Raw genomic sequence first — 21,461 nt, 5'->3', positions numbered from 1 at the left:
CGGAGTTAGATGCATCAGACGAGAAATATCTAGTTCTCTATGAGAACGATAAATATTGGCACATACATGAAGTCTATTTGAGTGTCGCTCTTTCTAGGATAACGCCTGAAGAAAAACTAAAACTCCAGATTCGACTAAATCGACAAAGAGGTTAGCTGGAAAGCGCCGCTTTGACGAATGAACGTCGTATTTCGTCGATCGTAAAGACACGTGGTGCGTGGATCGGGGTGCCCAGCTAGGCGCTGAATGTCCTGATTGAGTGAGTTGAAAATTATTGCGACCCGAACGGAGTGGGGCGAAAGACGTTATGGGTAAAACAAGGTTATAGGAGTAGCCAAATCGCAAAAAGCACGCTTACCAAAAAGCAATTCTGTAAGGGCAGCACTGACAAGAGGCTCAGCCACCATGGGGAAGCAGGGGCTTTTTCGGCCCACGCGGACTCGACGTAAGACGAATTTGCGAACCAAGGCTTCCAGTACTTCCGAACAAACTCCTCGTTGAAAAAGTCGCTGTGCCCGTAGTCGTGGCCTCGATCAATGACTGACGCTCCACGTCCGAATCCGTGTCGTCCAGTGTCTCCGTAACCCCAGCTCAAAGATTTGGCTAAGACGGGAAGAACATCGCGTGTGCCGTAGTCATTGATAACATCGGTTTCAACACGGTGGGTGACTGTCTCCCAGGGGAACGAGCGCGGGATGATGCACCCGCACAACACGAGACGCTTTAACTTCAGGTCGGTCTGATCGGCGAGGATTCGTGAGATTGCATAGCTTCCAAAGCTGTGCGCGACCACTGAAATAGCCGCGCCGTCATTTGCAAACTTAGCGTTCTGAATTTCATGACGAACGTCATTGATCGCCGCAGAACGAGTCCCGATTGGAATCCAGAAACGGATAATGTCCAAGTAGCCAAACTTGATCGGTACAACCTTCACTCCGTCGATTTCACGAAGTACTCGCCCGACCATCGGCTGCCAATTCGCGTGCGTACGTATTCCGTGAGTTAGAACGACCTTCTCAGTAATTGAATCAGATGATGATGGCATCGGCCACGACTTGCCGAGTGATCTCGGGTGGCGTGATGATCGAAAGTGATTCGGGAATGATCGGTAGATCGGCGATCTTCGGATACGCCTTGTTCACGTCAATCTCATTTGAGCGGATAGGTTTTGCGGTCGGCGGCGAGCAAGGCTTTGAAGACCTTGTAACCATACTTGTGCGTGCGAGCCGATGCGCCGCCGACGGCGTAGGTTTGCAGCAAGAAGAGATTCGGTTTCGTTCATGCGGTCGAGTACTTTTGCAGAAGCGTGCGGTTCTGTAGTTGAGGGCGGAGACGTCGCAGGGAAACATTTTCGCGAAAAAACGATTTCGTGCGAACCCTGCTGACGCGAAAGCGTCTATTTCTCCGAACACACAAGTCACATTCATAGACGAGCGAGTAACGAGCTTTCTGATGTTAACGAATATTGAATCCAGTCGACTCGAACGGATACACGAAGGCAATCTCTTCGGCGGGCAACCGTTGAATACAGATAATGCCCCGGCGTATCCGCGTCTGATGTGACACTCGCTTTTATTAGCGAACGACTTCTTGATGAAGGCTCGGTGTCACACAGGCATCGAGCCTTTTTTCGTGTCCGCATTGCAGCGGGCAACCCCAATAACGAACCCAACATGGGCTGGTAGCTGAGACGGTCTAGCGGCGGTCTGAAGAACCGCAGACGAGGATTCGAGCGCCTCCCGGCCCACTGACAAGGAAGATATGCGCCGACAGCAAACGCTGCGGCGATGGAAGTAACACAACATCGGATACAGGTGCAGATGGAAGCACGCCTGGTTTGGGACCAGGAGGCTGTTTTCATTTGTGAGTGGCTCCGCCACGGGCGGTTCGACTCCGAGGTGTCCGACTTTTGCAACGACAGATGGTAGTCGAGGGCTGGTTGTCCAGGCCTTGCTGATAACGAGGTTGTGCCGAGTTCGATCCTCGGGGCTACCACTCACGACAACGACACGAAAGGAAACCAACATGCTGCCTGCACTGCGATTGAAACGCATAGCCGCGACTGAAAAAGCGGGGCTGTGGTGTAACTGGCAGCATGACGGACTTTTAATCCGTTCGGTGAGGGTTCAACTCCCTTCGGCCCCATCGCTACACATCGGCGTGTAGCTCAGGGGTGAGAGCGGCGTCCTTATAAGGCGACGGTCGCGGGTTCAATTCCCGCCACGCCGACTGAAACGAAACAACGACGACACATGGGATTGTGGCAGACAAGGTAATGCATCGGACTCTTAATCCGAGCGATGTGAGTTCAATTCTCACCGATCCCACTGAAGAAAGCGACTAGCAATTAGCTGCTAGCGCCTAGCTCCATTATTGGAAAGCTGATTGCTAAGAGCTAACCGCTAAAAGCTATTTTGATCTTTGACAGTTTGGTAGTGATGCATTTTTGCGCCCATGATGTAGCGGTAGCCTGCTGCCTTGCCATGGCGGAAGTGTGGGTTCGACTCCCACTGGGCGCTCTTTTGAGGTTTGCAACGAGAAGTTCGAAGCCCGAGAAAGTCACGATGCGGTGGGTCCTGTGTTGGTACGGGAACGCGGCTGTTAACCGCGCTGACGCAGGTTCGATTCCTGCCTCCGCAGCATTCACGCTTCAACCATCCCGCTTCCAACTTCCATTTGTGTCGTTGGCCGATCGGCAAAGGCGTCGGACCTCCAATCCGATCAGGCGGGTTCGATTCCCGCAGGACACTTTTCAGCAATGCCGGTCGCGATCAACCGATCGCGGAACGACGAGGGAGCACTGGCAACCATTTTCTCACCGAGGCGGCAACTGTTGGTTGTTGCACCTGACTTTGACTCAGGCAAACACAGGTTCGATTCCTGTCCTCGGCGCTGTGGCCGTCCTGCATTGGTTTCAGGAACTTCGCTGTGAACGAAGTCCATGTCGGTTCAATTCCGATCGGTCACACTGTGAACATATTCGGTGGCAATTTCCTCTGGGAAGGAAGCTTGATTGTCTATCAAGTCGCTGCGGGTTCGACTCCCGTTGCCATCGCTTTACTCAAGCCGCATTCGACTACTGGCTAGGTCGGCTGCTTCTCAGGCAGCAGGAAGGAGATCGAAACTGCTATGCGGTACTCGCTTCGATCGAAGCAACAAAACGGCATGGTAGATTCTGTTGGCAGAATCGTCTGGTTTTCATCCAGGAGTCCGCGGGTTCGATTCCCGCTCACGTCGCTGCGAGCAATCGCAAACTTCGGAAGTCACCCGGCCGGATGAGGACACTGTCTTGAAAACAGCTGCGGGTCAAACCGTTGTGGGTTCGAGTCCCACGGCTTCCGCTTGTTTGACGAAAACTTGGGAGCGTTTCCACACGGGAGGTTGTAACCCTTCTGCCTTTAATTGTGTGGTAGCCGGCGAGAGGTGCGATTCCTTGCGTTCCCACTTTTGCAAACACACGTCTCTGGTGTAACGGTAGCACTGCTGATTCCAAACCAGTAAGTCAGGGTTCAAATCCTTGGGGACGTGCTCTCCGGATCGACAAACACAGTCCTGTGGTCCAACGGCTACGACACCTGTTTTACACGCAGGAAACGATGGTTCGATTCCATCCGGGACTACTGCCGGCGTCGTGGTGACGCCGGCCCGCATTTGACCACGGAGAACGACAATGTCCAGAAACACGAAGTACGTGCAATGTGCGATGAGACGCAGCATCGCCGGCGGATCAGAGCAGATGACTTCGTTCATTCCGCGAGAATTTGCCAAGGTCGGCCGAGTGCTGAGACTACGAGACGACAGCGTTGGTTGGGTCGACGGCTGGGTGGTCGAATGCGTCGGTGAGGTAGTTGTCGAAGGCGACCAACTTCCTGACTCGCACAAGGCGATCAAAAACCATCGCAAGTCGACGGGCGACAGTGCTCCGCGACTGCATGCGTAGCACGGAAGGAAGCTTGAAGAGTGAAACTCCCGAGATGAACCATTTTCGCTATCCACTCATCACTCTTCTTGCTTCATTCATGGGGCGCTCGTCCAACGGGAAGACGTCTGTTTTGCAAGCAGAAAATCGGGGTTCGATTCCCCGGTGCTCCACTCATTCACAAACGCTGAGGTAGGCCAACGGCGAGCCGCTTGTCTTAGGAACAAGTGCTTGCGGGTTCGACTCCCGCCCTCAGTACTGACTCAACATGCTGTGGTACGCAAACCGGCAAAGCGGCGAATTTCAAACGTTCGTGTTTGAGGGTTCGACTCCCTCCCGCAGTACTTCGATTCATACAAAGCCAAGTGGTGGAATCGGTAGACACGCGACACTCAGAATGTCGTGCACCGCATTCTGAAAACGGGGCGGCGTGCGAGTTCAACTCTCGCCATGGCTACTTTCACTCTTGCAGGTGAAACAACGATGCGGGTGAGCCAGGCTCATCCGGGCCTCATAAGCCTGGACCGTCGGGTGCGACCCCCGAACCCGCTACTGAAATACCTTTTAACGACTAGCAATTAGCTGTTGGCTCAGGAGGAAAAGCTAACAGCTAATCGCTTCCTCAACGATCGCGTGGTCCAGCGGCTAAGACGCCTGCGTGACAAGCAGGAGACCGATGGTTCGATTCCATCCGTGATCACTGAAACGACAAGGTCTGTAAGTGTTACGGCAGCACGCGTCTGTGGTATGGACGAAGACCGGGATCAATTCCCGGACGGACCTCTGAGTGACGTTTGAAACAAATGGGCTGGCATGTTCCAAGGAGGCGACTGACTTTTGCAAAGTCGGTGGAAGGGTTCGATTCCCTTCCGGTCCACTCTCAGCTTTGATTTACGGAAGGCAGCCGGATACGGTTTGCCGGGCCGCACTGCTAACGCGTGCCACCTTCGGGTGATGAGGGTTCGACTCCCTCGCCTTCCGCTCGTTTGAAAAACGGCTCGATGGTGAAACGGACATCCTCTCTGGCTTCTAACCAGAAATTCCGGGTTCGATTCCTGGTCGGGCTACTGATGCGACAACCCATGCCGACGTGGCTCGACGCAGAAAGGCACCGCTCTTGTAAAGCGGCTCATGCTGGTGCGAACCCAGTCGTCGGCTCTTGAACCTTCTTGAAAACACACCGAGACAACTTGATGACTGATGGAAACCTATATTCGATTTCAAACCCAATTGCGATGCTCGGACACTGGTCGTCCTGCAGGCATCTTTGTTGCCGCTGGCCGTGTTGAAGACCGTACAACGTTGCCCAACGCGACTCGCGAGAGGCTTCACGAAGTACTCACTTGGTTTAACCGCAACCTGACCGTTCCCAAATTGGACAAAGCAGATTTGAGATGCTTGTTTTGGTTTCGCTCAGACTCACAGCCGGTCATCAGTCGCCTCTGGGAACTGGCCTACCTGTTGGAAGATGAGGGTGTTTTCGTGAGTAAGGTGCGAACCCGACAACCCGGAATGATTGTCTATCGAGACGAACATCAAGTCGCGGCCAAACCGCAACGAAAGAAACAGGCCTTGCGAGTGTGATGGACAGCACGACGGTCTTCGAAACCGTTAGACGGGGTTCGACTCCCTGGCGAGGTACTCGGCTTCTTGATGAGCCATCCCATATTCTCGGAGTGTGCCGGAACGCACGCGACTTTGCGAAGGTCGTAGACCAGGTTCGATTCCTGGCGAGAGCACTTGTTTTCAGGCGAACGTTGAACACTCAAACTGGAGCAGACCAATGCGATACGAACACGAGCACAACGAAGACCACTGCTTTCGAGCCCATGAGTAAACGACGACGCGGTTTCCCGTCGGAAACGCACGTCAAATGCGGAGTGCGAGTCGTTCATGGCGACAAGCAGCTCGAAGAAAAGCTTGGACGCAACGATCCCTGTCCATGCGGAAGCGGTCTGCGATTCAAACGATGTTGTCTCAAGTCGGGCCACTTTTGATGGTTCCAATCGGGACGACTACTTTTAGGGACAAAGACTGAAACGCGTCCGCCACATCGGCGGACAACAAAACGCTGGAGCCAGATGGCAAGGCAACCGGCTGCAACCCGGTCGAAGTGGGTTCGACTCCCACCAGCGTTTCTGATTCGAGGACTAGCACGTCATTACAGCTAGCTCATTTGGTTAGAGCATCAGATCCTTAATCTGAGTGTAACGGGTTCGAGTCCCGTGCTTGAAACATGACTGGCAACCTACCTCGAATTTCTTACATGGTTCTTCGGAACCGTGATGCCGGGGACTCTCTCGTCAATTCAGTGCGTGTTACCAACGCGAGGGTTTGAGAAACCTTTACCAAAGGCATTGACCAGAACCTTACCCCGGCACTTTTGCATCACAACCAAATCGCAAGGGAACCCTGAACACATTGCATCGGGAACTAGCGCGTCGATACAGAGCCATCAAAATGGCTGTACGCGAAAGCGTTTGAGGGTTCGAATCCCTCCTCCTGCGCTTTCAACGACCTCCTCGGTCGTTGCACACACGCGGGAGTGGTGGAATTGGCAGACACACAGTTGTAAGCGTCCCGCACCTTGCCCCGATGTTGTGTTCTCAATTCGTCTTGTTTTTGAACTGAACACGAAGGAGTTACACGAATGGATCTGATCAAGACTGCAAGCCTGCCATTGCGGCCGACTGATGCGTTGTCCGATTCGCAGCGTGAATTGCTGCCGCTTGCATTCGGTTCCTTCCTTGACTCGGTCGCAACGGCTACCGGTCGCGGCACGTTCTATAACTCACGTGAAGAACAAGCGGCAGCCGTCGAAGCAGCCCACCGTGACCTGTTCGATATCGACCGTGACGTTTACACCGCAGCTCTGATGCTGCCGGGCGTGACGGACTACAGTCGACAGATCGGTGTGCGTCGATTGCTGCAAACGACTCGCGACGGCGGAATCCTGCCGGCCGAGTTCGAAGCAGCGGCAATGACGCACCTGGTCCGTGGTCTGCCAACGCAGCGAATGCTGAAGTTGTTCGGAATGCTACGTCGTGACCGCGTCAACAACGCGCGAACGCGTCGATTGATCCTGAGTGAAATCCTCGGTGCTGACGGTCTGGAGTTCTGGGCGGTCAAGTACCGCGAGAAGCTACGGGTCGCGTTGACGCACGCGTGGGGACGCCGAACGACGAGCATCCTGCGAAGCGTGTTGGCGAAGTCGAAGGATGAGCGTACCGAAAAGGAATCGCAGATCGTTCGCCAGAACGTGACACGTTTTTCAAGTGGGATAGGCATCCTGCCTGTCGAGTCGCAAACCTCAGGCTGGAAGCCTAAGCCACAGTCTGTCGCTCGAGTCGAACAATGCGTTCGTTTCATCCTCGGTGATGAAGACGGCGTGACACTGAATCGTTTGGCGGCGTACCGTGACGCGAAGTCCGACTTCGATCGTGGATCAGTCCTGCCACCGGAAACGATGGAAGGTCTGCGAAGCCGATATCACAAGGATCGTACCAACGCCGAAGTGCTCGCACTGACGAAGTCTCAACTGACGACCGGTCAAAAGATCGCCGTTCAGCGAAAGGCGGAACGGTCGGGTGTTGAGGTCGAATTCGATCCGGCGAAGTACGACGCAGTTCGGCTGTACGTTTACGCTTTCGAGATGGGCATGACCGATGCAATTCGCCAAGCCCTTCGCGACAAGGCTGAAGCGGCTGCCGCACGGCTGCCGGTACAGTTCGAGCGAGTGGGTGTGCTGATCGACGCATCGCAGTCGATGATCGGTCACGACACGCAGGCTCGTCGTCCGATCGCCACGGCACTCGCACTACGCGACCTCTTGTCGGCGACTGCGGGTGATGCCGTCGCGATTACTTCGGATGGTCGAGCGATCGACAGCTACGAACTGGTTGAACCTTCGGGCGACACGTCGCTGGCGGCAGGACTGGTTCAGTTGCTGAAGTCCGATCCGGATGTCGTATTCGTTCTGTCGGATGGATACGAAAACGCGCCGGCCGGACGCTTCGGTGAAACGGTCGCGGCCGTACGACGAATCGGTATTCAAACACCGATTCACCAATTTACGCCGGTCTTCGCGGCCGAATCACAAGGCGTTCGCACGCTGAGCGATTCTGTGGTTGCGATGCCGGTCAGCAAGCCGGAAGCAATCGGACTTGGATTGCTGAAGGCGTTGATCGAGTCCGACGTCGACCGAGGCGTTGCGGCTCTGTTTGGAATGACCAAGGTCGCTGGCTACTTGCCGGCGGCCTAATTCCATCGAATGCCCCGGCGTCCGATCCACTACCGGGCGCCGGGCATCTCGGTGAATAGCTAGGAGATCTTTGAGAAATGTTCCGTAAGCGAAAGAAGAACACAAGCACGCGCATCGAGGTACGCGAGGTCCTGCGCGGATGTGAGGCTAGCCGACTGCAAAGTGTTGGCTACATGCAGGTCATCCCTTTGGTCAGCGACTTGAACGACGATCGATTCGTATCGCCGGTCCAGTGTGATGCGGACGTCTACACGACCAGCTACGGAACGCTCGGTTTTCGCAACTCGAGCGAGTCGGTGATGATCGTTCCGTGCCATGCCGGCTATGTCGTTAAGCAGCACGCACAGGACCACGCGATGGCGCACGCCGGCGTGGTCGCTGCTGCGGGCGATCGCCGCTACGACACCGCGGCGTGCATCCAGGCATCGCAAGGTGGATTCATCAAGAAGGGTTCGTACCGCATGTTGATTCTGCCGCATGCGCTGCGTGAGCACGCGTTGCAGAAGCGAGGCGAAAAGAACTACCAGAAGCTGTGGGACGACATCTCGGTGTTCAACCAGCGATTCGGAGTGAACGGTCAAGGTCACCTCGAATACTTCTTGAAGGCATTCAAGAAGGAACTCGATGAGTTCGTCGCCGAGTTCGAGTGTGTTCCACGGCAAGTCGGAGCGATCGTCTTGGTCGATGACCGCGTTGTCGGCATCGAGCGGGCACCATCGCACGAATACTGGCTGAGCATTTGGCCAAGCCTGATTCGCGAGTGCTACGGATCGTTGGCGATCGAAGCGGCCAAGGCAAACGGAGATCGAGCACCAGATCGATCACCGCGAGTCCAATTGCCGGTCGAGATCGCATCGCTAGACGAGCTGGAATCGTTGATCGCCGAGATCGCTTCGCAAGAAGACGAACGAGCCCGATCAACGGTCCGCGAGCTACTCGGCGAACCACTTGACTTGCAATACGAAGAAACTGTGTCTGACCGACGGGTTGGGGCCGACGTGTCGATCGACACCGCAACCTCGGAGCACTTCACCGGCCAAGTGATCCGCGACGGGGAAAAGATCGTCTACGCATCACTCCCAGCCACCAGTGCCTTCGTCAAGAGTCAAGAATGGACGCGAGCCGAACCGTTCGCGATCTGATGCGTTCGAGAGATCGAAGCCAAGCCAAACGCCTGCGTCGGAGCAATCCGGTGCAGGCGTTTTCGGGTTCTGGTTGATGTTGCATGATGAATCAGCCGGCTACCCAGGGCTTTGTGGTCTCACGTGGATCTTGGCTGGAATCAACGCTGAACGTGAGCCGGCCCTGCGGCCGTTCGTCATCGATCTAAAAATCCGTGTTAGGGTCGCTCAGTTCGATCGGCTTGATCCAGATGTTTCGGTAGAGCACTTCGTGACCCTCGCACTGCAATTTGATGCCACCGGGAGTGTCCGTGATTCCAAATCCGTTGTCGTTGCCACCGTCGATTCCTGAATTGGCTCCGCCCCAAACTTTGTTGATCTGCTGATTGAGATGAACCTTTTCACCATTGAAGTACATCGTCACCATTGGCTTCTCGGAAAGCTTGCCCTGTTCAAATCGAGCCGCCCGAAATTGGATGTCGTAAGCATTCCATTTGCCGAGCCCGTTGTAGGCATGATAGGGCGAGGGCGTTTCGTTGATCACAGCACCAAGTCCATGCTTGGTCTTGTCGCCATCAAGAATCTGAATCTCGTAGCGGTTCTGCAGGTAAACGCCGCTATTGCCACCCGCGTTCGGAATCAAAAACTCGACGTGCAATCGAAAGTCACGAAATTTCTGTTGGGTCACGATATCGGCGGTTCCGTACTTGCCCCCTGCGGCGGCTGGATCGTCAGTCATGATCGTCGATCCATCGTCCACCGGATCTTCGACCACCTTCCATTTGATCGGCAGCGAAGAACTGAACCGAGGGCCTTCCCAGTAAGTCCATTTCTCGTCCAACATTTCTCGCGATCCATCAAGGATCAGCTCTGCCCCCGCGATCGGCCGGGCACCGACACCAATCGCATCGTCACTCTTGGAAACCGCCGGCGCAAGAAACCCGATCCAGAAAACACACCATGAAGTCGAACAAAGAAGACGCATCAGCAGGCTCTTGACCGAGGAATAACGGGCTAGCGACAATCGATCACTATAGCCCATTTTCCAAACGGCATCGTTTCGTCCTTCCCCCAGTGGCTTCAGACGCGCCGATCAGCAATGACGTTCATCCAATGAATCCGCTTGACTCGCGTCGTCCGGTGTTTCACACCCAAGTGTTCTCGACAAATCGTGTTGCTTGGCCCAGATAGCGGGTCGTCAGAGGCGGTGCTAGTTATGATGAAGGATGAACTGGCGGACGCAAAGTTCACTGGTCGTATCGTCATCGTCCAAACTCCGACAAGCAAACGATCACGAGATTGAATCATGGTCCGAGCGGTTAGGCCAGGGATTGAATTGAACGCCACTCAAAGATCCGTCTTGGAGCAAGTCCAATGATCCGCAACGCCACCTCCGGATGCATTCTGGGAACCGCTGTTGGCGACGCACTCGGCGTGGCATGATCTCGGACGACACCGAACACACCTGCTTAATGGCTCAATTGCTGATCGAAGCCAACGGCGATGTGGATCGATTCGCACGTCTCTTCGCGAGTCGACTGCGATGGTGGATTCTGGCTTTGCCGCGGGCGTCGTGAAAGCGACCACTCGGGCGGGCATCAAACTCTGGTTGGGTGCGAAGCCGGCCAGCGCCGGCGTGTTCTCTGCGGGCAATGGACCGGCGATGCGTGCAGCGATCTTTGACGCAGCGATCGACGACGTGCCGCAGATGCTCGAGTTCGTGCGTGCTTCCTCGCGTGTCACACACAGTGATCGCAAAGCGGAGTTCGGTGCGATCGCGGTGGCGTTTGCCGCTCGACACTCTCGCGTTCACAAACAGGTCGATGCGAACCTGTGGCTGTCCGATGTTGTCAACGCAGTGGGTGACGACGGTTCGGAGTTGACCAATCTCTTGCATCGATCCGTCGATCGCGTTTCGGCTGGCGAATCAACCAAGTCGTTTGCAGATTCGCTTGGGCTACCCAAAGGCGTCACCGGCTACACGTACCACACCGTCCCGGTCGTCATTCACGCTTGGTTGTCCCGCCCGGAAGACTTCCGACAAGCCGTCACTGCCATCATCGAGTGCGGAGGCGACGCCGACACCACCGCCGCAATCGTGGGCGGGATCGTCGGTGCTGGCGTGGGAGAAGCGGGGATTCCGTCCGAATGGGTCGACGGCATTTGGGAGTACCCACGCAGCATGAAATGGATGCGATCGCTTGGCGAGCGATTGGATTCGTCTGCTACGATCGCACCGTCCATCAATCCGGTCGCCGTGTTGTTCCGCAATGTGCTCTTCCTGTTCATCGTTCTCTTCCACGGTTTCCGCCGACTCGCACCGCCTTACTGAACCGAAGAATTTGGGCCCATGAATCCCGACCGCGATTTCATCGAAGCAAACCTTCGCCTGCATGTCGATCGACTTGCAGGTTTGATCGGTCCGCGCACGCTCAAGAAGCCGAAGACGATCGAAGCGACAATCGGATACATCGAAGGCCAGTGGTCCGAGATGGGCTATTCCAATGATCGCGAATCTTACGACGCACTCGGCGACGAAGCCACCAACCTGATCGTCGAGCAACCTGGAAGCAAACGGGCTGACGAAATCATTTTGCTCGGTGCCCACTATGACACGGTCGCAACCACACCCGGAGCCGACGACAACGCCTCGGCCGTGGCCGTCTTGCTGGAAGTCAGCCGGTTGCTGCGCGAGCACACCGGCCGGCGGACCGCACGCTACGTCGCGTTCGCTTGCGAGGAGCCGCCGTACTTCAACGTCGATGCGATGGGCAGCCAACACCATGCTCGCGGGTCACGCCAACGCGGCGACAAGATCGTCGGCATGTTGTGCCTGGAAATGGTGGGCTACTACGCGTTGCACAAAGGCTCGCAGATCGTCCCACCCACGATCCCCCAGTTCCTGCATCGCTTCTTTCCGCAACGCGGCAATTTCCTGGCCGCCGTCGGCAACATGCCGTCCTGGAAACTCAACTGGCAATTCCGGCGAGGCTTCAAACGCGGCACCCGCCGGATGCCCCTGTTCTCGATCTGCCTGCCCGAAAAGATCAACGAGATCCGGCTCAGTGACAACAGTTCGTTCTGGGACCAGGGCTACCCGGCCTTGATGCTGACCGACACCAGCTTCCTGCGCAATCCTAACTACCACCAATCCACCGACACCCCCGAAACGCTCGACTACCCCCGCATGACCGAAGTTACCCTCGGCGTGGCCTCGGCGATGCGAAGGTTGCTGCATTGAACACGCGATCGTCGTGCAAGTGGTCAAACTACCTCCAACTCAACTCGGACTTCAAATAGTTCACAGTCGCCATGCAACCGCTTGAGAACAAACGCACCAAGATTCAATCGGGGATCGCCCGTGCGCGTTTGCTCCTCAAACGCGATTTGGCTTGGTTGCCCGGCTACCCGATGAGGATGACAAAGATCGAAGGCGAACCCGAAAATCCTTGTCCCTGGCAATCCGATTCGATGACGTCTGAAAACGATTCCACGAGCTGGTCGATTGACGGGGAACACCTACGGCGGGCTCAAATGACGGTCACCAAGCTGCGTCATCGGTTTCCTCGTGCGCTTCCGAAAATTGTGGATGATGCCGATGATTGGCTAAGACGCATCGACTTTCTGTTGGGCTTGCTGAAAGGGTTCGTTCACCACGGCCAGACTTTCGGCAGTGACGATGTTCTTCAAAGCGGAGTATTGCCGGCACGTTGGACGAACTTAGCCGGCCGGATGAAATCCACGCATCCACAGCTCGCGAATCTGCTGGATGCGGTCACGTTCCAAACGCTATCCGACCAGCGAAATTGCGATCTCGAGTCATTGGTGTGGATTGAGCTGCATGCTGCCGAACTCACGTTGCTCAGCAGTGTCAACCGCGAACAACCGCTCCAACTTCCGATTCGCATCCTGACCGCACGAGAAAATTTCCCGTCGGAATTGTTGAATGTTCTCGTTCGGTGTTTGACTGATCCCTTGATTTGCACCTGCCGGTGGAAGCGACCGCACGCTCGGCTGCGTCAGTTGTGCGAAACCACCCTGAAGGCAGCGAAACAAGTCGAGGTCGTTTTCCCGGAGGATTCGTCCGAAGAATCACTCGCCCATCTAGTCACGACCACTTTCCTCGAAGTTTGTGCCGATCGTCCAAAACAACAACGCGACCGTTTTGCGCTGCTCAATCAACTCCTGGCGTCTGAGCTGGTTGACGTCGTCGCTGAGACTCAGGCGAAAATCGTCGCCGGTGAAGAAGAATTGTCGAAACGATTGCGGCGGTTGCAACCTCGGCATGACCAAGGTCCGCAGCCGGATTTCAGTTCCCGTGACTTAAAACGCAAGGTCGCAGCAACTTCGGAGATCGACCGCGTCCGAATCGCGACCATCACTGCGCTGGGAAATTGCCTGCAGTTGCAAAAGACTTTCAGTCCGACGGAATCGAGACTTTGGATTGATTTCTTGACAGGATTCCCGCCTGACCATGTCGCACTGTCGATACGTCTGATTGCCAAATGGTGCCACAGCTGGAACTACAAGGCCGATCATCGGAGAAACTTCATTCGAGTCATCATATTGGTTTCGGCATTGATTCGGCGACGTGGAATCCCACAGTCAATGCTGAAACATTGGTACCACCATGTCGACGAGAAACGTGCGTACAACGAATTCGTCGTGGACACGGCAGACGAATTGGCGGACCAGCCCAAGTTGGAAGTTCGCACGGTGCGACTGTTAGAGAAGGTTGCCTTCGATTTTCAATTCGATATCGGATCCGAATTGATTTCGTCGCTTGTGGAGTTCGCACAAGCGACCGACAACGACGACATGTCATGCTCACTCATCGAGCACTTGACGCGGAAACCCGACACGACCTACACCGCGATTGATTTGCGACTCGCGTATCACTTTGGCGACTCGGTTGACGTCATCTCCGATGTCTTGCTCTCGTTGGACAACCATCCCGATCTGACGGAGTTAGCGACACAGTTGAAGCCGCTTGCCGACGATAAAGATCTGAAACGGATAATTGCACGGCGTTTGGCTGACAACGATGGGAAGGTTCTATCGAGGATTGCTGCAACGACGTCAATTCTCCGCAACCTGAAACAGCCAATCCCGAAGTGCGAGCGGTTTGATCAGGCTGCGGGTTGGGTGAATCGGTATCCGAGCGAATTCCATTCGGCTCTCGAGTCACTCGGCCAAGCAGCCGCTGACGCACCCCGAATCGCGGAAAGCGTGTTGGGCAAAGCGTTTCCATCCCCGGAAAAACTGAACCAACAGATCGACGCCCTTGAATCGAAACTTACCGAGAGTGCGGCAAAGCGGAATGACAATGCGCAGCGGGATCACCCCGCGGAGCCGTTCGACACTCCGCAGCCCAATGACGAAGGCCGCATGCGTGGTCGTCTGACGAACCTTCGGCGAAGGAGAACGCAGGTGCCGTCCGTGTCGCTGGCGCGGCGTGAAAAGCTGATCGAGAAGTTGAGGAAGCGAACGGAGCTTGAACTTCTTCAACAGTACGCAGCGACGTCTCGATTGCACGCCGCCGCAGCGATGCAACGACGTTTCAGCCTAAAGACGTTTCCGGATGAATGGCTCAGCCCGCCGTTTGATCGCGTGCTCCGCGAAATCAATGGCTTGGATAATCCCATGCAAGACTTGGGCATTCGGCTCTTGTTTGAGACTTCGGAACGAACCACTCGAAATTTTGACGAAGAGCCCCGAAACCTAGTGTTTCGCCAGCGTATGGAAGCCACGGGAGTGCGGATGGAGCCTTGGTTGAGCGATCAAGTCAGACAGTCCGCAACCACCGCCGATGGTTTACCCTATCAATTGGCCTTCACTCGCGATGTCATCGACTTCCTTCTGATGGGTTTTCATTTCGACACCTGCTTGTCGCCCGATTCGTTCAACTTTTTCAGTACCGTTGCCAATGCGGTCGATTTGAACAAACGCGTCGTTTACGCAAAAACGGATACGGGGAAAGTTATCGGCCGCTGCTTGTTTGCGTTGAATGATTCTGGCGAAGTCCTCACCTACTATCGCTACTCGCACAATCCTCGAGATGGCTTCGCAGAAGCGGTGGATCAATTTGCAGAGCAACTTGCTTCGCAGATGCAGACTTCAATCGCGACTGGCGGCAAGGTTTCCAAGTTGGTCGCGAAGGATTGGTACGATGACGGACCCTGGCAAACGAATTCAAATTGGCTCGGTGATGACGGGTTGCTCGCAAGGCTGACGAAAGACGGGGGTGACGCAAGTCTGCTGCCTGTGTTGTTGGAGGAGGTAGGCAGAGACTTCTTGAAACGCCGCGTAACTGAGTTGGCAATCAATACACGTGTTCGCGAAAAGCCCCAATTCCTACAGTCGTTGCTGGATGAATTTGAAAACGAATTGAGCGTCAGGCACAAGTTCACAATCGGAGTCAACGTCGATTCCATCGCCATCAGCCATCGACTGCTTTCACAGTTGCGATGGTCGGAGATTGTCGGCTTGGTCAATCGGCATCAATGCAACGAGTGCGATGTTTTCCACGGAATCGCAGAGTATTCACGCGTCTTCCGTGTCCTGAGCAATTTCCATCCGACGCTTGCCCTGCGAGCGATACGGGCATCACGCCCCTCATCCATCAAAGATGACACCAGCGACCCCAACCGAACTCGTCGTAGTGCCCTGGCCCACGTACACCGACTGCTGGGACGCGAGCATTTGGCGGCCAAGCTGAGTGCGAAGTAGAAGACTGGTGTGATTGGAAATGGATCCCATCCTTCATTCATGAGCCCACTGACATTCGGCCAATTTCTTGGAGTTCAGCTCAATGAAGGCTTTCCATTGATCTGGCACATCGTCCTCGTAGAAGATCGCTTCGGTCGGGCATTCGGGAACGCATTGCCGCGAGTGAACGACAACCAGTTTGTGCTCGGCAAGCTGATCGGCAGCGGCGGCTTCGGAAAGGTCTACCGTGCCAACATGCAATCCGACGCCAGCACCGTCGCAGTCAAATTTCTTCGCAAAGCGTTCTGGCAAAACGAAGACGCACGACTGTCGTTCGTTCGAGAGATAGGCATCGCGTCGCAGATCCAACACCCCGGCGTCATCCGCTATCTGGGCTACGGCAAATCACCTCACGGCGGCCCGTACGTCATCTGCGAGTGGATTGACGGATGCTCATTGCGAGACGTTGTGATCCCCGCGGGCGTTCTTTGATGGTGGATTCGTTATCTTTGAGGACATGGATACCACAAGATGACCATCGCCTACGTTGACGTCGGCTACACCGAGTCCGAATCAAAACCAACGAGAGCGATCGCTGCCTGCGTGGTCATCAGTGACTGGCGAGACGCCGAGCCGTCGTCTGAGCACGTCGTCCATCTGACCGACGTCCAGGCTTACCAGCCCGGTGAGTTCTACCGCCGAGAATTGCCGTGCATCCAAGCCGTATTGGCGGAGCTTTCTCACGAGCCATCTTACATTGTCATCGATGGCTACGTCTGGCTGGACGAGCTCGACAATCCTGGCTTGGGCGCACACTTGCACCGATCGCTTGCGGAATCCATCCCCGTGATCGGCGTCGCCAAGAATCCGTTCAAGCGGTCCGAACACGCAACCGCACTGACACGTGGCGGCAGCACACGACCGCTGTACATCACCGCGGCAGGAGTCCCAATTGCGCAGGCCGTCCACAACATCGCGGCAATGCACGGCCCACACCGATTTCCAAGCATCCTCCAACGAGTTGACCGCCTCAGTCGAGGAGAACAGCCCATGCAATCGTCAGCCCACATCACCAGCAAACGATCACGCTGACCGTGTACTGCCGATCAATCGTCGAACTGCTTTGAGCCGTGCTCTGCTTAGAAGGATCACCTTTCGCCAGTGTCCGCATTCTCGGCCGCTCGCTTTGCGGCCTGCATCGCTTTGCCGATTGGCAGGCCAGCGAATGGGAACTGAAGGTCCACCTCCGTTCCCTCGAATGCGGTCTCGATCGCGTGACGATATTCCTTCCCACCCAAACCGATCACTTCATCGAACTTTGCCAGCCCGCGATCTTTGGTTTGCTGCGATAGCGTTTTCAAGTCAATCGGACCCGACGATTTCTTTTTGAAGGTGACTTCGTAGGGGCCCGGTAGCACGAAGTCCGGATCAATGAAACCGTGCTTCGCACTGAGGATCAGCCACTGATCGCCGATGCACTCCGCGTACTTGCGGTTCACCTTGAACGGCGATCCCACGTAGGCATCGCGGGCAATCGTTGGTCCGGCCGATGGATTCTTCGACCAAACCTTGCTGCTACCGCAAGGAACGATCACGAGAGTCGTCTTCGGCATCAGCGGCTTTCATCGTGTGGGGTTGCTTCGTGCAAGACCGCAACAAATTCACCGAGCACCCTGAGGTCCGTTGCGGCTTCCTGGTCGATTTGGATTGCCGAATACTCTGGATTGAGCGGCTGCAACTCGATGGTTTGGTGTTGCCAACCGTCTTCGCCTCCGCCCTTGGTGGAATGGTATCGCTTCACCGTATAACGTCCACCATCCACCGGGTCCGCATGCGTGTTGATCTGAACGAGCACCAAGCGGTTCTGTCGCGAACCAGCCGGACAGGGACGAAACAGACACAAGCTTCCACTGGTGATTCGCGGCTCCATGGAGCGACCGATCACGCGAGCGGCGAACATTCCCGTTGAGAGCTTGCGGTCGGCAACTTCGATCCATCCGATCTCTTCCGGAACGCCTTCCGGTCCAAAACCTCCGGCCGCGGCAACCAAGTCGTACACGGGCACGTGGCTCGCGTACTTCGCAGAGTCTTTGACCGACGGCTCAATGGCCCATTCCGGTTCATCCGGTTCGGTCAGTGCATCCGCGATTGGACGTTCGGAAGTATCAGCAGCAACGGCGTTCTCAACGCCGGTCGGCTGCACATGCCAACGCCCCTCACGCAATTGAAAATGCACACGGAAATCGGTTCCCGGCAGCCCCGCGTCCTCCCCGAACCACTGGCGGAGCAACTCCGACAAACCATTCTTCTTTTCACCTTTCGGGTGCGCGACGTTGCAGGCGACTTTCACAAACTTGAACGTCCAAAGGTCCCCATTGGGCAATTGCACTTCGGTTGGCCCCACCGGTCGCCCCGGTTCTTTCTCCACCGTTGGGATGAACACGATTGCTTTTCCATTCGCATGCGAGACCTTTCCCGTGAACGAATTCGCTGTCTCAGGCGACTCTGCCAGGCGTTTCGATTGGATGTACCGAGCCAAACGTCCCTCGACCAGTTCTTCCGTCATGGACTCAAGGGAAGCATGCAGTTCAGGCGGGCAATCAATTGCCAACTGCAGTTGATCACCTGTCCGCTTGAACCATCGCGATCCGTTTTGATTATCCAGCCATCGATCAATGGGCCATTTGATCCACCACGCCATCCACTCCGTGTCGCTTGCATGGCGATGGTCGATTGCGTGCTTGCCCTCCAGCAGATCCCGCCGGAGCACAGGGTGTTCCAGCATGTGAGTCCGACAGCGTTTGGCAAACTCTGGCAAATCAACCGGATCAAAGAACGACGATTGATCCAGCAGCACGCGAAGCACCACCATCTTGTACGACTTGTTCAGACTGGTCGTCTCCACCGTCTTGAACCAATCGGCGAACAAGCGAAGCGTCTGCTGTTCCGCAGCGTTCAGATCACCTTCGTCATCGGCGAACGCAAACCAGCTTCCCGCACTGCGACTGATCGTTCCCGGAATGTACCCGCGTGCGATCAATTCCGATGGCGTCGGGCGACGCCCCAGTTCATCACGCATTCCGCGATACGCCTCGACGCCGGCCGCGGCTCCCGTTGGAAGGAATTGCTTCAGCAGATCCTTGGCTCCTAGCTCAACATCCAGCAAGCAACCCTCAGGCAGCTCAGGGGACGCACCCTGGATCCACTTCCGCAAATCACCCCACTGGGCCGTGTGGTTTCCCAGTGACAACAAGTGGAGCATTCGCTGAGCAAACAAGCGGTGATTGCCGACGAAGTCGATCACCAACAACCGTGTCTTGCTAACGCTGGCTCGCAATCCACGGCCGAGCTGCTGAAGGAAGACAACCTTCGACTCCGTTGGTCGCAGCATCACGACGCGATCGACAGCCGGGACATCCAGCCCCTCATTGAACATGTCGACCACGCAGAGTGTTTCAAGCGAGCCATCACGCAACTGTTCCAACGACTCGCCGTAGCTGTCACCGCCTCCACCTGAGAAGACCGCTGCCGAGCTGACGCCTTTTCCACGCAGCCAATCACGTGCGAACACGGCGTGACGCCGGGAGCAACAAAAGACGATCGTTCGCTCACCGGGATGCTCGTTGATCGCTTGCCACAGCCGTTCCATCCGCTCGCTCGTGGCGACGCGTTGTTCCAGTTCATCGGGATCGAACCGGCCGTTGCGCCACGGGACTTGCTCGAAGTCCACCGTGTCTCGGATGCCGACGTAGTGGAACGGAACCAACGCTCCCTCTTCGATGCCCGTTCCAATGGAGGCGTGATAGGCCAAGTTGTCGTCGAAGATGCTGACCACATCGACGCCATCGGTGCGTTCAGGAGTCGCGGTCAGCCCCAGAATAAAATCAGCGTCCAGCTTTGCCATCACGCGGCGGTACGTCGGGGCCTCAGCGTGGTGAACTTCGTCAATGATTGCGTAGTCGAAATGTTCGTTCGCCAACCGCTTCAGACCTTCGGGGCGGGCGAGTTTCTGAATCGAGGCGACCACCAACTCACCGTCCAGCTCGCTGCGTGAGCCGACATACCACGACGTTCGAGACGCCAGCGAATCGCCATCCTGGAACGCGTCGTCCAGCAGTTGGGATAAAACGCTCTCGGCTTGCGTCAAAATGTGCGAGCGGTGTGCAATCACCAGCACACGCGGGCGGCGTCCGAGTGCGTCCCCGACTTGCCGCACATCAAAGGCAGCCAGCCAAGTCTTTCCCATGCCGGTGGCCACCGAGATCAACGCCTTCGCAAAACCGTCGGCACGCAGCCTTGCAAGCGATTTAAGCGCCGCCGCCTGCCAAGGCCGAGGCTCAGGAATCGTTGTGTGGTCGACGCTCTGGGCTTCGAAGTGTTCCTGGCGGTAGGCTTTCGCATCCAACCGGTACTGCTCTACCAGATCAACCGTCAGCGGTTCTGCGGATCTCCACAGTTCATCAAACGCCTGAACGAAGTCATCGGGCACGCCAACGTGTCCTCGACTGGAACAGATCAGATTCCATTCGACACCCGTTTCCAAAGCGGCCTTCGACAGGTTGCTGCTACCGACCGCCACCAGCGAACCGTGATCGTCGATGATTCGCCACGCCTTGGGATGGAATGATTCTGGTTGACCCGAGAGCGACTTGTGTTTCACCAGCCGCGCCTGCAGCTCACCACGCAAGTCTTGATCGTCTCCGACTGTGTCCTGCCACGCGAGCAACCGAGCCAATGCGTTTGGATGCGAGATGTACAGGTAGTCGCTGACGAGGATTCGAACCGCGGCGTCCCTTCGCAGAGTTTCGAACAGCCGACCTTCGATCACGGCGAGACCTGAAGGCTGGACAAACGAAGCCAACACGTCGATCTTTCTCGCATCAGCCATCCGGTCCGAGAGTCGTTCCCACAAAGTGGAATCCGGGTACCCAGTCGCCAGTTCCAAACGCGGAGCGTTCGTTGTGTTCCCGGGCTTCGGTTCCGCTGTCTGGACCGGTGGCTCGTCGACCAGGTAGTTCGCTTTCTCGGGGATCACATATCGAACACCGCCCCGTGGATCCGGCACATCGCCGAGGTAGCGAGGGATCACATGAACGTGAACATGCATGACCGTTTGGCCAGCGGTTTCGCCGCAGTTGAAACCGACGTTGTATCCAGTGGGCTTGGGGGCCAGCGTTTCATCCAGCCGTTGCTTGACCACGTTGACCAAGCTCATCAGCGCAGCTTGTTCTTCTGGCGACGCATCAAACCAAGTCGGCACCACCCGACGAGTCACCACCAATGCATGGCCGCGTGTCACCGGAAAACGATCGAGGAACGCGAACGCCAGTTCGTTCGAAGCGATCCAATCCTTTTCGTTGACGCTTAAGAACGGTGAGCGATCCATGCGTTACTCAAACGTGTGTCGTGTCGAACCAGCGAGTTCACCTACTGGAGCCCGGCAGACCCCCTG

General features: G+C 56.0%; 16 protein-coding genes and 23 tRNA genes. 33 read left to right on the top strand and 6 right to left on the bottom strand.

The window, feature by feature from the left end:
- Window positions 1–322: 322 nt before the first annotated feature.
- Window positions 323–904 (bottom strand): hypothetical protein, encoded by a 582-nt coding sequence (locus CEE69_RS08310; RefSeq protein ID WP_143549185.1) that lies wholly within the window; start codon window positions 902–904, stop codon window positions 323–325.
- Between the two features lie 245 nt (window positions 905–1,149).
- Window positions 1,150–1,260: a CoA-binding protein gene (locus tag CEE69_RS33820; RefSeq protein ID WP_449314201.1), complete on the bottom strand. Its 111-nt coding sequence runs from the start codon at window positions 1,258–1,260 to the stop codon at window positions 1,150–1,152.
- A gap of 415 nt (window positions 1,261–1,675) precedes the next feature.
- Between CEE69_RS33820 and CEE69_RS08295 the strand changes: the two genes are divergently transcribed.
- From CEE69_RS08295 to CEE69_RS08270, 8 genes are all read left to right on the top strand, one after another.
- Window positions 1,676–1,747: transfer RNA gene (locus tag CEE69_RS08295), tRNA-Phe, on the top strand.
- 58 nt (window positions 1,748–1,805) lie between these two features.
- Window positions 1,806–1,906: transfer RNA gene (locus tag CEE69_RS32460), tRNA-Pro, on the top strand.
- Window positions 1,907–2,072: 166 nt separating this feature from the next.
- Window positions 2,073–2,145 (top strand) — tRNA-Lys (locus tag CEE69_RS08290).
- Between the two features lie 11 nt (window positions 2,146–2,156).
- A tRNA-Ile gene (locus tag CEE69_RS08285) sits at window positions 2,157–2,229 on the top strand.
- Between the two features lie 25 nt (window positions 2,230–2,254).
- Window positions 2,255–2,327 (top strand) — tRNA-Lys (locus CEE69_RS08280).
- Between the two features lie 121 nt (window positions 2,328–2,448).
- Window positions 2,449–2,519, top strand: a tRNA-Gly gene (locus tag CEE69_RS08275).
- A 46-nt stretch (window positions 2,520–2,565) separates the two neighbouring features.
- A tRNA-Asn gene (locus CEE69_RS32455) sits at window positions 2,566–2,640 on the top strand.
- A gap of 38 nt (window positions 2,641–2,678) precedes the next feature.
- Window positions 2,679–2,750, top strand: a tRNA-Gly gene (locus CEE69_RS08270).
- On the opposite strand, the gene CEE69_RS32450 is transcribed toward CEE69_RS08270, so the two are convergent.
- On the bottom strand, window positions 2,722–2,943 hold the full coding sequence (locus CEE69_RS32450) for a hypothetical protein (RefSeq protein WP_158230984.1): 222 nt from the start codon (window positions 2,941–2,943) through the stop codon (window positions 2,722–2,724). The two genes, CEE69_RS08270 and CEE69_RS32450, sit on opposite strands and share 29 nt — an antisense overlap.
- Window positions 2,944–2,982: 39 nt before the next feature.
- Here CEE69_RS32450 and CEE69_RS32445 point away from each other — a divergent pair.
- The 20 genes from CEE69_RS32445 to CEE69_RS08190 all read left to right on the top strand — a co-directional run bounded on the left by CEE69_RS32445 (window position 2,983) and on the right by CEE69_RS08190 (window position 9,322).
- Window positions 2,983–3,055 (top strand) — tRNA-Asp (locus CEE69_RS32445).
- A 107-nt stretch (window positions 3,056–3,162) separates the two neighbouring features.
- Window positions 3,163–3,237 (top strand) — tRNA-Glu (locus tag CEE69_RS08260).
- 21 nt (window positions 3,238–3,258) lie between these two features.
- Window positions 3,259–3,341, top strand: a tRNA-Ser gene (locus CEE69_RS32440).
- A gap of 116 nt (window positions 3,342–3,457) precedes the next feature.
- Window positions 3,458–3,528 (top strand) — tRNA-Trp (locus CEE69_RS08255).
- 20 nt (window positions 3,529–3,548) lie between these two features.
- Window positions 3,549–3,620, top strand: a tRNA-Val gene (locus CEE69_RS08250).
- A 50-nt stretch (window positions 3,621–3,670) separates the two neighbouring features.
- Window positions 3,671–3,940, top strand: a complete 270-nt coding sequence (locus CEE69_RS08245) for a hypothetical protein (protein WP_233215047.1) — start codon at window positions 3,671–3,673, stop codon at window positions 3,938–3,940.
- Window positions 3,941–4,021: 81 nt separating this feature from the next.
- Window positions 4,022–4,092 (top strand) — tRNA-Ala (locus CEE69_RS08240).
- A gap of 13 nt (window positions 4,093–4,105) precedes the next feature.
- Window positions 4,106–4,177, top strand: a tRNA-Leu gene (locus CEE69_RS08235).
- 12 nt (window positions 4,178–4,189) lie between these two features.
- Window positions 4,190–4,263 (top strand) — tRNA-Leu (locus tag CEE69_RS08230).
- Between the two features lie 15 nt (window positions 4,264–4,278).
- Window positions 4,279–4,376: transfer RNA gene (locus CEE69_RS32435), tRNA-Leu, on the top strand.
- Between the two features lie 170 nt (window positions 4,377–4,546).
- Window positions 4,547–4,619, top strand: a tRNA-Val gene (locus tag CEE69_RS08225).
- Between the two features lie 105 nt (window positions 4,620–4,724).
- A tRNA-Ala gene (locus CEE69_RS32430) sits at window positions 4,725–4,796 on the top strand.
- A 118-nt stretch (window positions 4,797–4,914) separates the two neighbouring features.
- Window positions 4,915–4,986 (top strand) — tRNA-Arg (locus CEE69_RS08220).
- A gap of 17 nt (window positions 4,987–5,003) precedes the next feature.
- Window positions 5,004–5,077, top strand: a tRNA-Thr gene (locus CEE69_RS32425).
- Between the two features lie 42 nt (window positions 5,078–5,119).
- The gene (locus tag CEE69_RS08215; RefSeq protein WP_099260234.1) at window positions 5,120–5,503 is read left to right on the top strand and encodes a hypothetical protein; all 384 of its coding nucleotides are present in this window, start codon (window positions 5,120–5,122) and stop codon (window positions 5,501–5,503) included.
- A tRNA-Arg gene (locus CEE69_RS32420) sits at window positions 5,489–5,560 on the top strand. The genes CEE69_RS08215 and CEE69_RS32420 overlap by 15 nt, the downstream gene beginning before the upstream one ends.
- A gap of 188 nt (window positions 5,561–5,748) precedes the next feature.
- The gene (locus CEE69_RS08210) at window positions 5,749–5,916 is read left to right on the top strand and encodes an SEC-C metal-binding domain-containing protein (RefSeq protein WP_037200435.1); all 168 of its coding nucleotides are present in this window, start codon (window positions 5,749–5,751) and stop codon (window positions 5,914–5,916) included.
- Window positions 5,917–5,986: 70 nt separating this feature from the next.
- Window positions 5,987–6,057, top strand: a tRNA-Cys gene (locus tag CEE69_RS08205).
- A gap of 512 nt (window positions 6,058–6,569) precedes the next feature.
- The gene (locus CEE69_RS08195; protein ID WP_099260233.1) at window positions 6,570–8,180 is read left to right on the top strand and encodes a vWA domain-containing protein; all 1,611 of its coding nucleotides are present in this window, start codon (window positions 6,570–6,572) and stop codon (window positions 8,178–8,180) included.
- A 77-nt stretch (window positions 8,181–8,257) separates the two neighbouring features.
- Window positions 8,258–9,322, top strand: coding sequence for an ARPP-1 family domain-containing protein (locus tag CEE69_RS08190; RefSeq protein WP_099260232.1), 1,065 nt, complete (start codon window positions 8,258–8,260; stop codon window positions 9,320–9,322).
- Between the two features lie 184 nt (window positions 9,323–9,506).
- On the opposite strand, the gene CEE69_RS08185 is transcribed toward CEE69_RS08190, so the two are convergent.
- Window positions 9,507–10,286: a 3-keto-disaccharide hydrolase gene (locus tag CEE69_RS08185; RefSeq protein WP_233215046.1), complete on the bottom strand. Its 780-nt coding sequence runs from the start codon at window positions 10,284–10,286 to the stop codon at window positions 9,507–9,509.
- A 558-nt stretch (window positions 10,287–10,844) separates the two neighbouring features.
- Between CEE69_RS08185 and CEE69_RS08175 the strand changes: the two genes are divergently transcribed.
- The 5 genes from CEE69_RS08175 (at window position 10,845) to CEE69_RS08155 (ending at window position 17,101) form a co-directional block, all read left to right on the top strand.
- Window positions 10,845–11,633: an ADP-ribosylglycohydrolase family protein gene (locus tag CEE69_RS08175; RefSeq protein WP_233215045.1), complete on the top strand. Its 789-nt coding sequence runs from the start codon at window positions 10,845–10,847 to the stop codon at window positions 11,631–11,633.
- 18 nt (window positions 11,634–11,651) lie between these two features.
- Window positions 11,652–12,542 carry a M28 family peptidase gene (locus CEE69_RS08170; protein ID WP_099260230.1) on the top strand — a complete coding sequence of 297 codons (891 nt, stop codon included), beginning with the start codon at window positions 11,652–11,654 and terminating at the stop codon, window positions 12,540–12,542.
- 71 nt (window positions 12,543–12,613) lie between these two features.
- On the top strand, window positions 12,614–16,030 hold the full coding sequence (locus CEE69_RS08165) for a beta/alpha barrel domain-containing protein (protein ID WP_099260229.1): 3,417 nt from the start codon (window positions 12,614–12,616) through the stop codon (window positions 16,028–16,030).
- A 39-nt stretch (window positions 16,031–16,069) separates the two neighbouring features.
- The gene (locus tag CEE69_RS08160; protein ID WP_099260228.1) at window positions 16,070–16,501 is read left to right on the top strand and encodes a protein kinase domain-containing protein; all 432 of its coding nucleotides are present in this window, start codon (window positions 16,070–16,072) and stop codon (window positions 16,499–16,501) included.
- A 39-nt stretch (window positions 16,502–16,540) separates the two neighbouring features.
- A complete protein-coding gene (locus tag CEE69_RS08155; protein WP_099260227.1) occupies window positions 16,541–17,101 on the top strand; it encodes an endonuclease V in 561 nt (186 codons plus the stop codon).
- Window positions 17,102–17,157: 56 nt separating this feature from the next.
- On the opposite strand, the gene CEE69_RS08150 is transcribed toward CEE69_RS08155, so the two are convergent.
- The gene (locus CEE69_RS08150; RefSeq protein WP_099260226.1) at window positions 17,158–17,622 is read right to left on the bottom strand and encodes a DUF6884 domain-containing protein; all 465 of its coding nucleotides are present in this window, start codon (window positions 17,620–17,622) and stop codon (window positions 17,158–17,160) included.
- Complete coding sequence (locus tag CEE69_RS08145; RefSeq protein WP_099260225.1) at window positions 17,622–21,395, bottom strand: DEAD/DEAH box helicase family protein; 3,774 nt, start codon at window positions 21,393–21,395, stop codon at window positions 17,622–17,624. The genes CEE69_RS08150 and CEE69_RS08145 overlap by 1 nt, the downstream gene beginning before the upstream one ends.
- Window positions 21,396–21,461: the final 66 nt, after the last annotated feature.

Source organism: Rhodopirellula bahusiensis, from assembly GCF_002727185.1.
GTDB classification, from domain to species: Bacteria; Planctomycetota; Planctomycetia; order Pirellulales; family Pirellulaceae; genus Rhodopirellula; species Rhodopirellula bahusiensis.
Note: the sequence above shows the minus strand (reverse complement) of the source record. Positions and strands in the feature narration are given on the sequence as shown.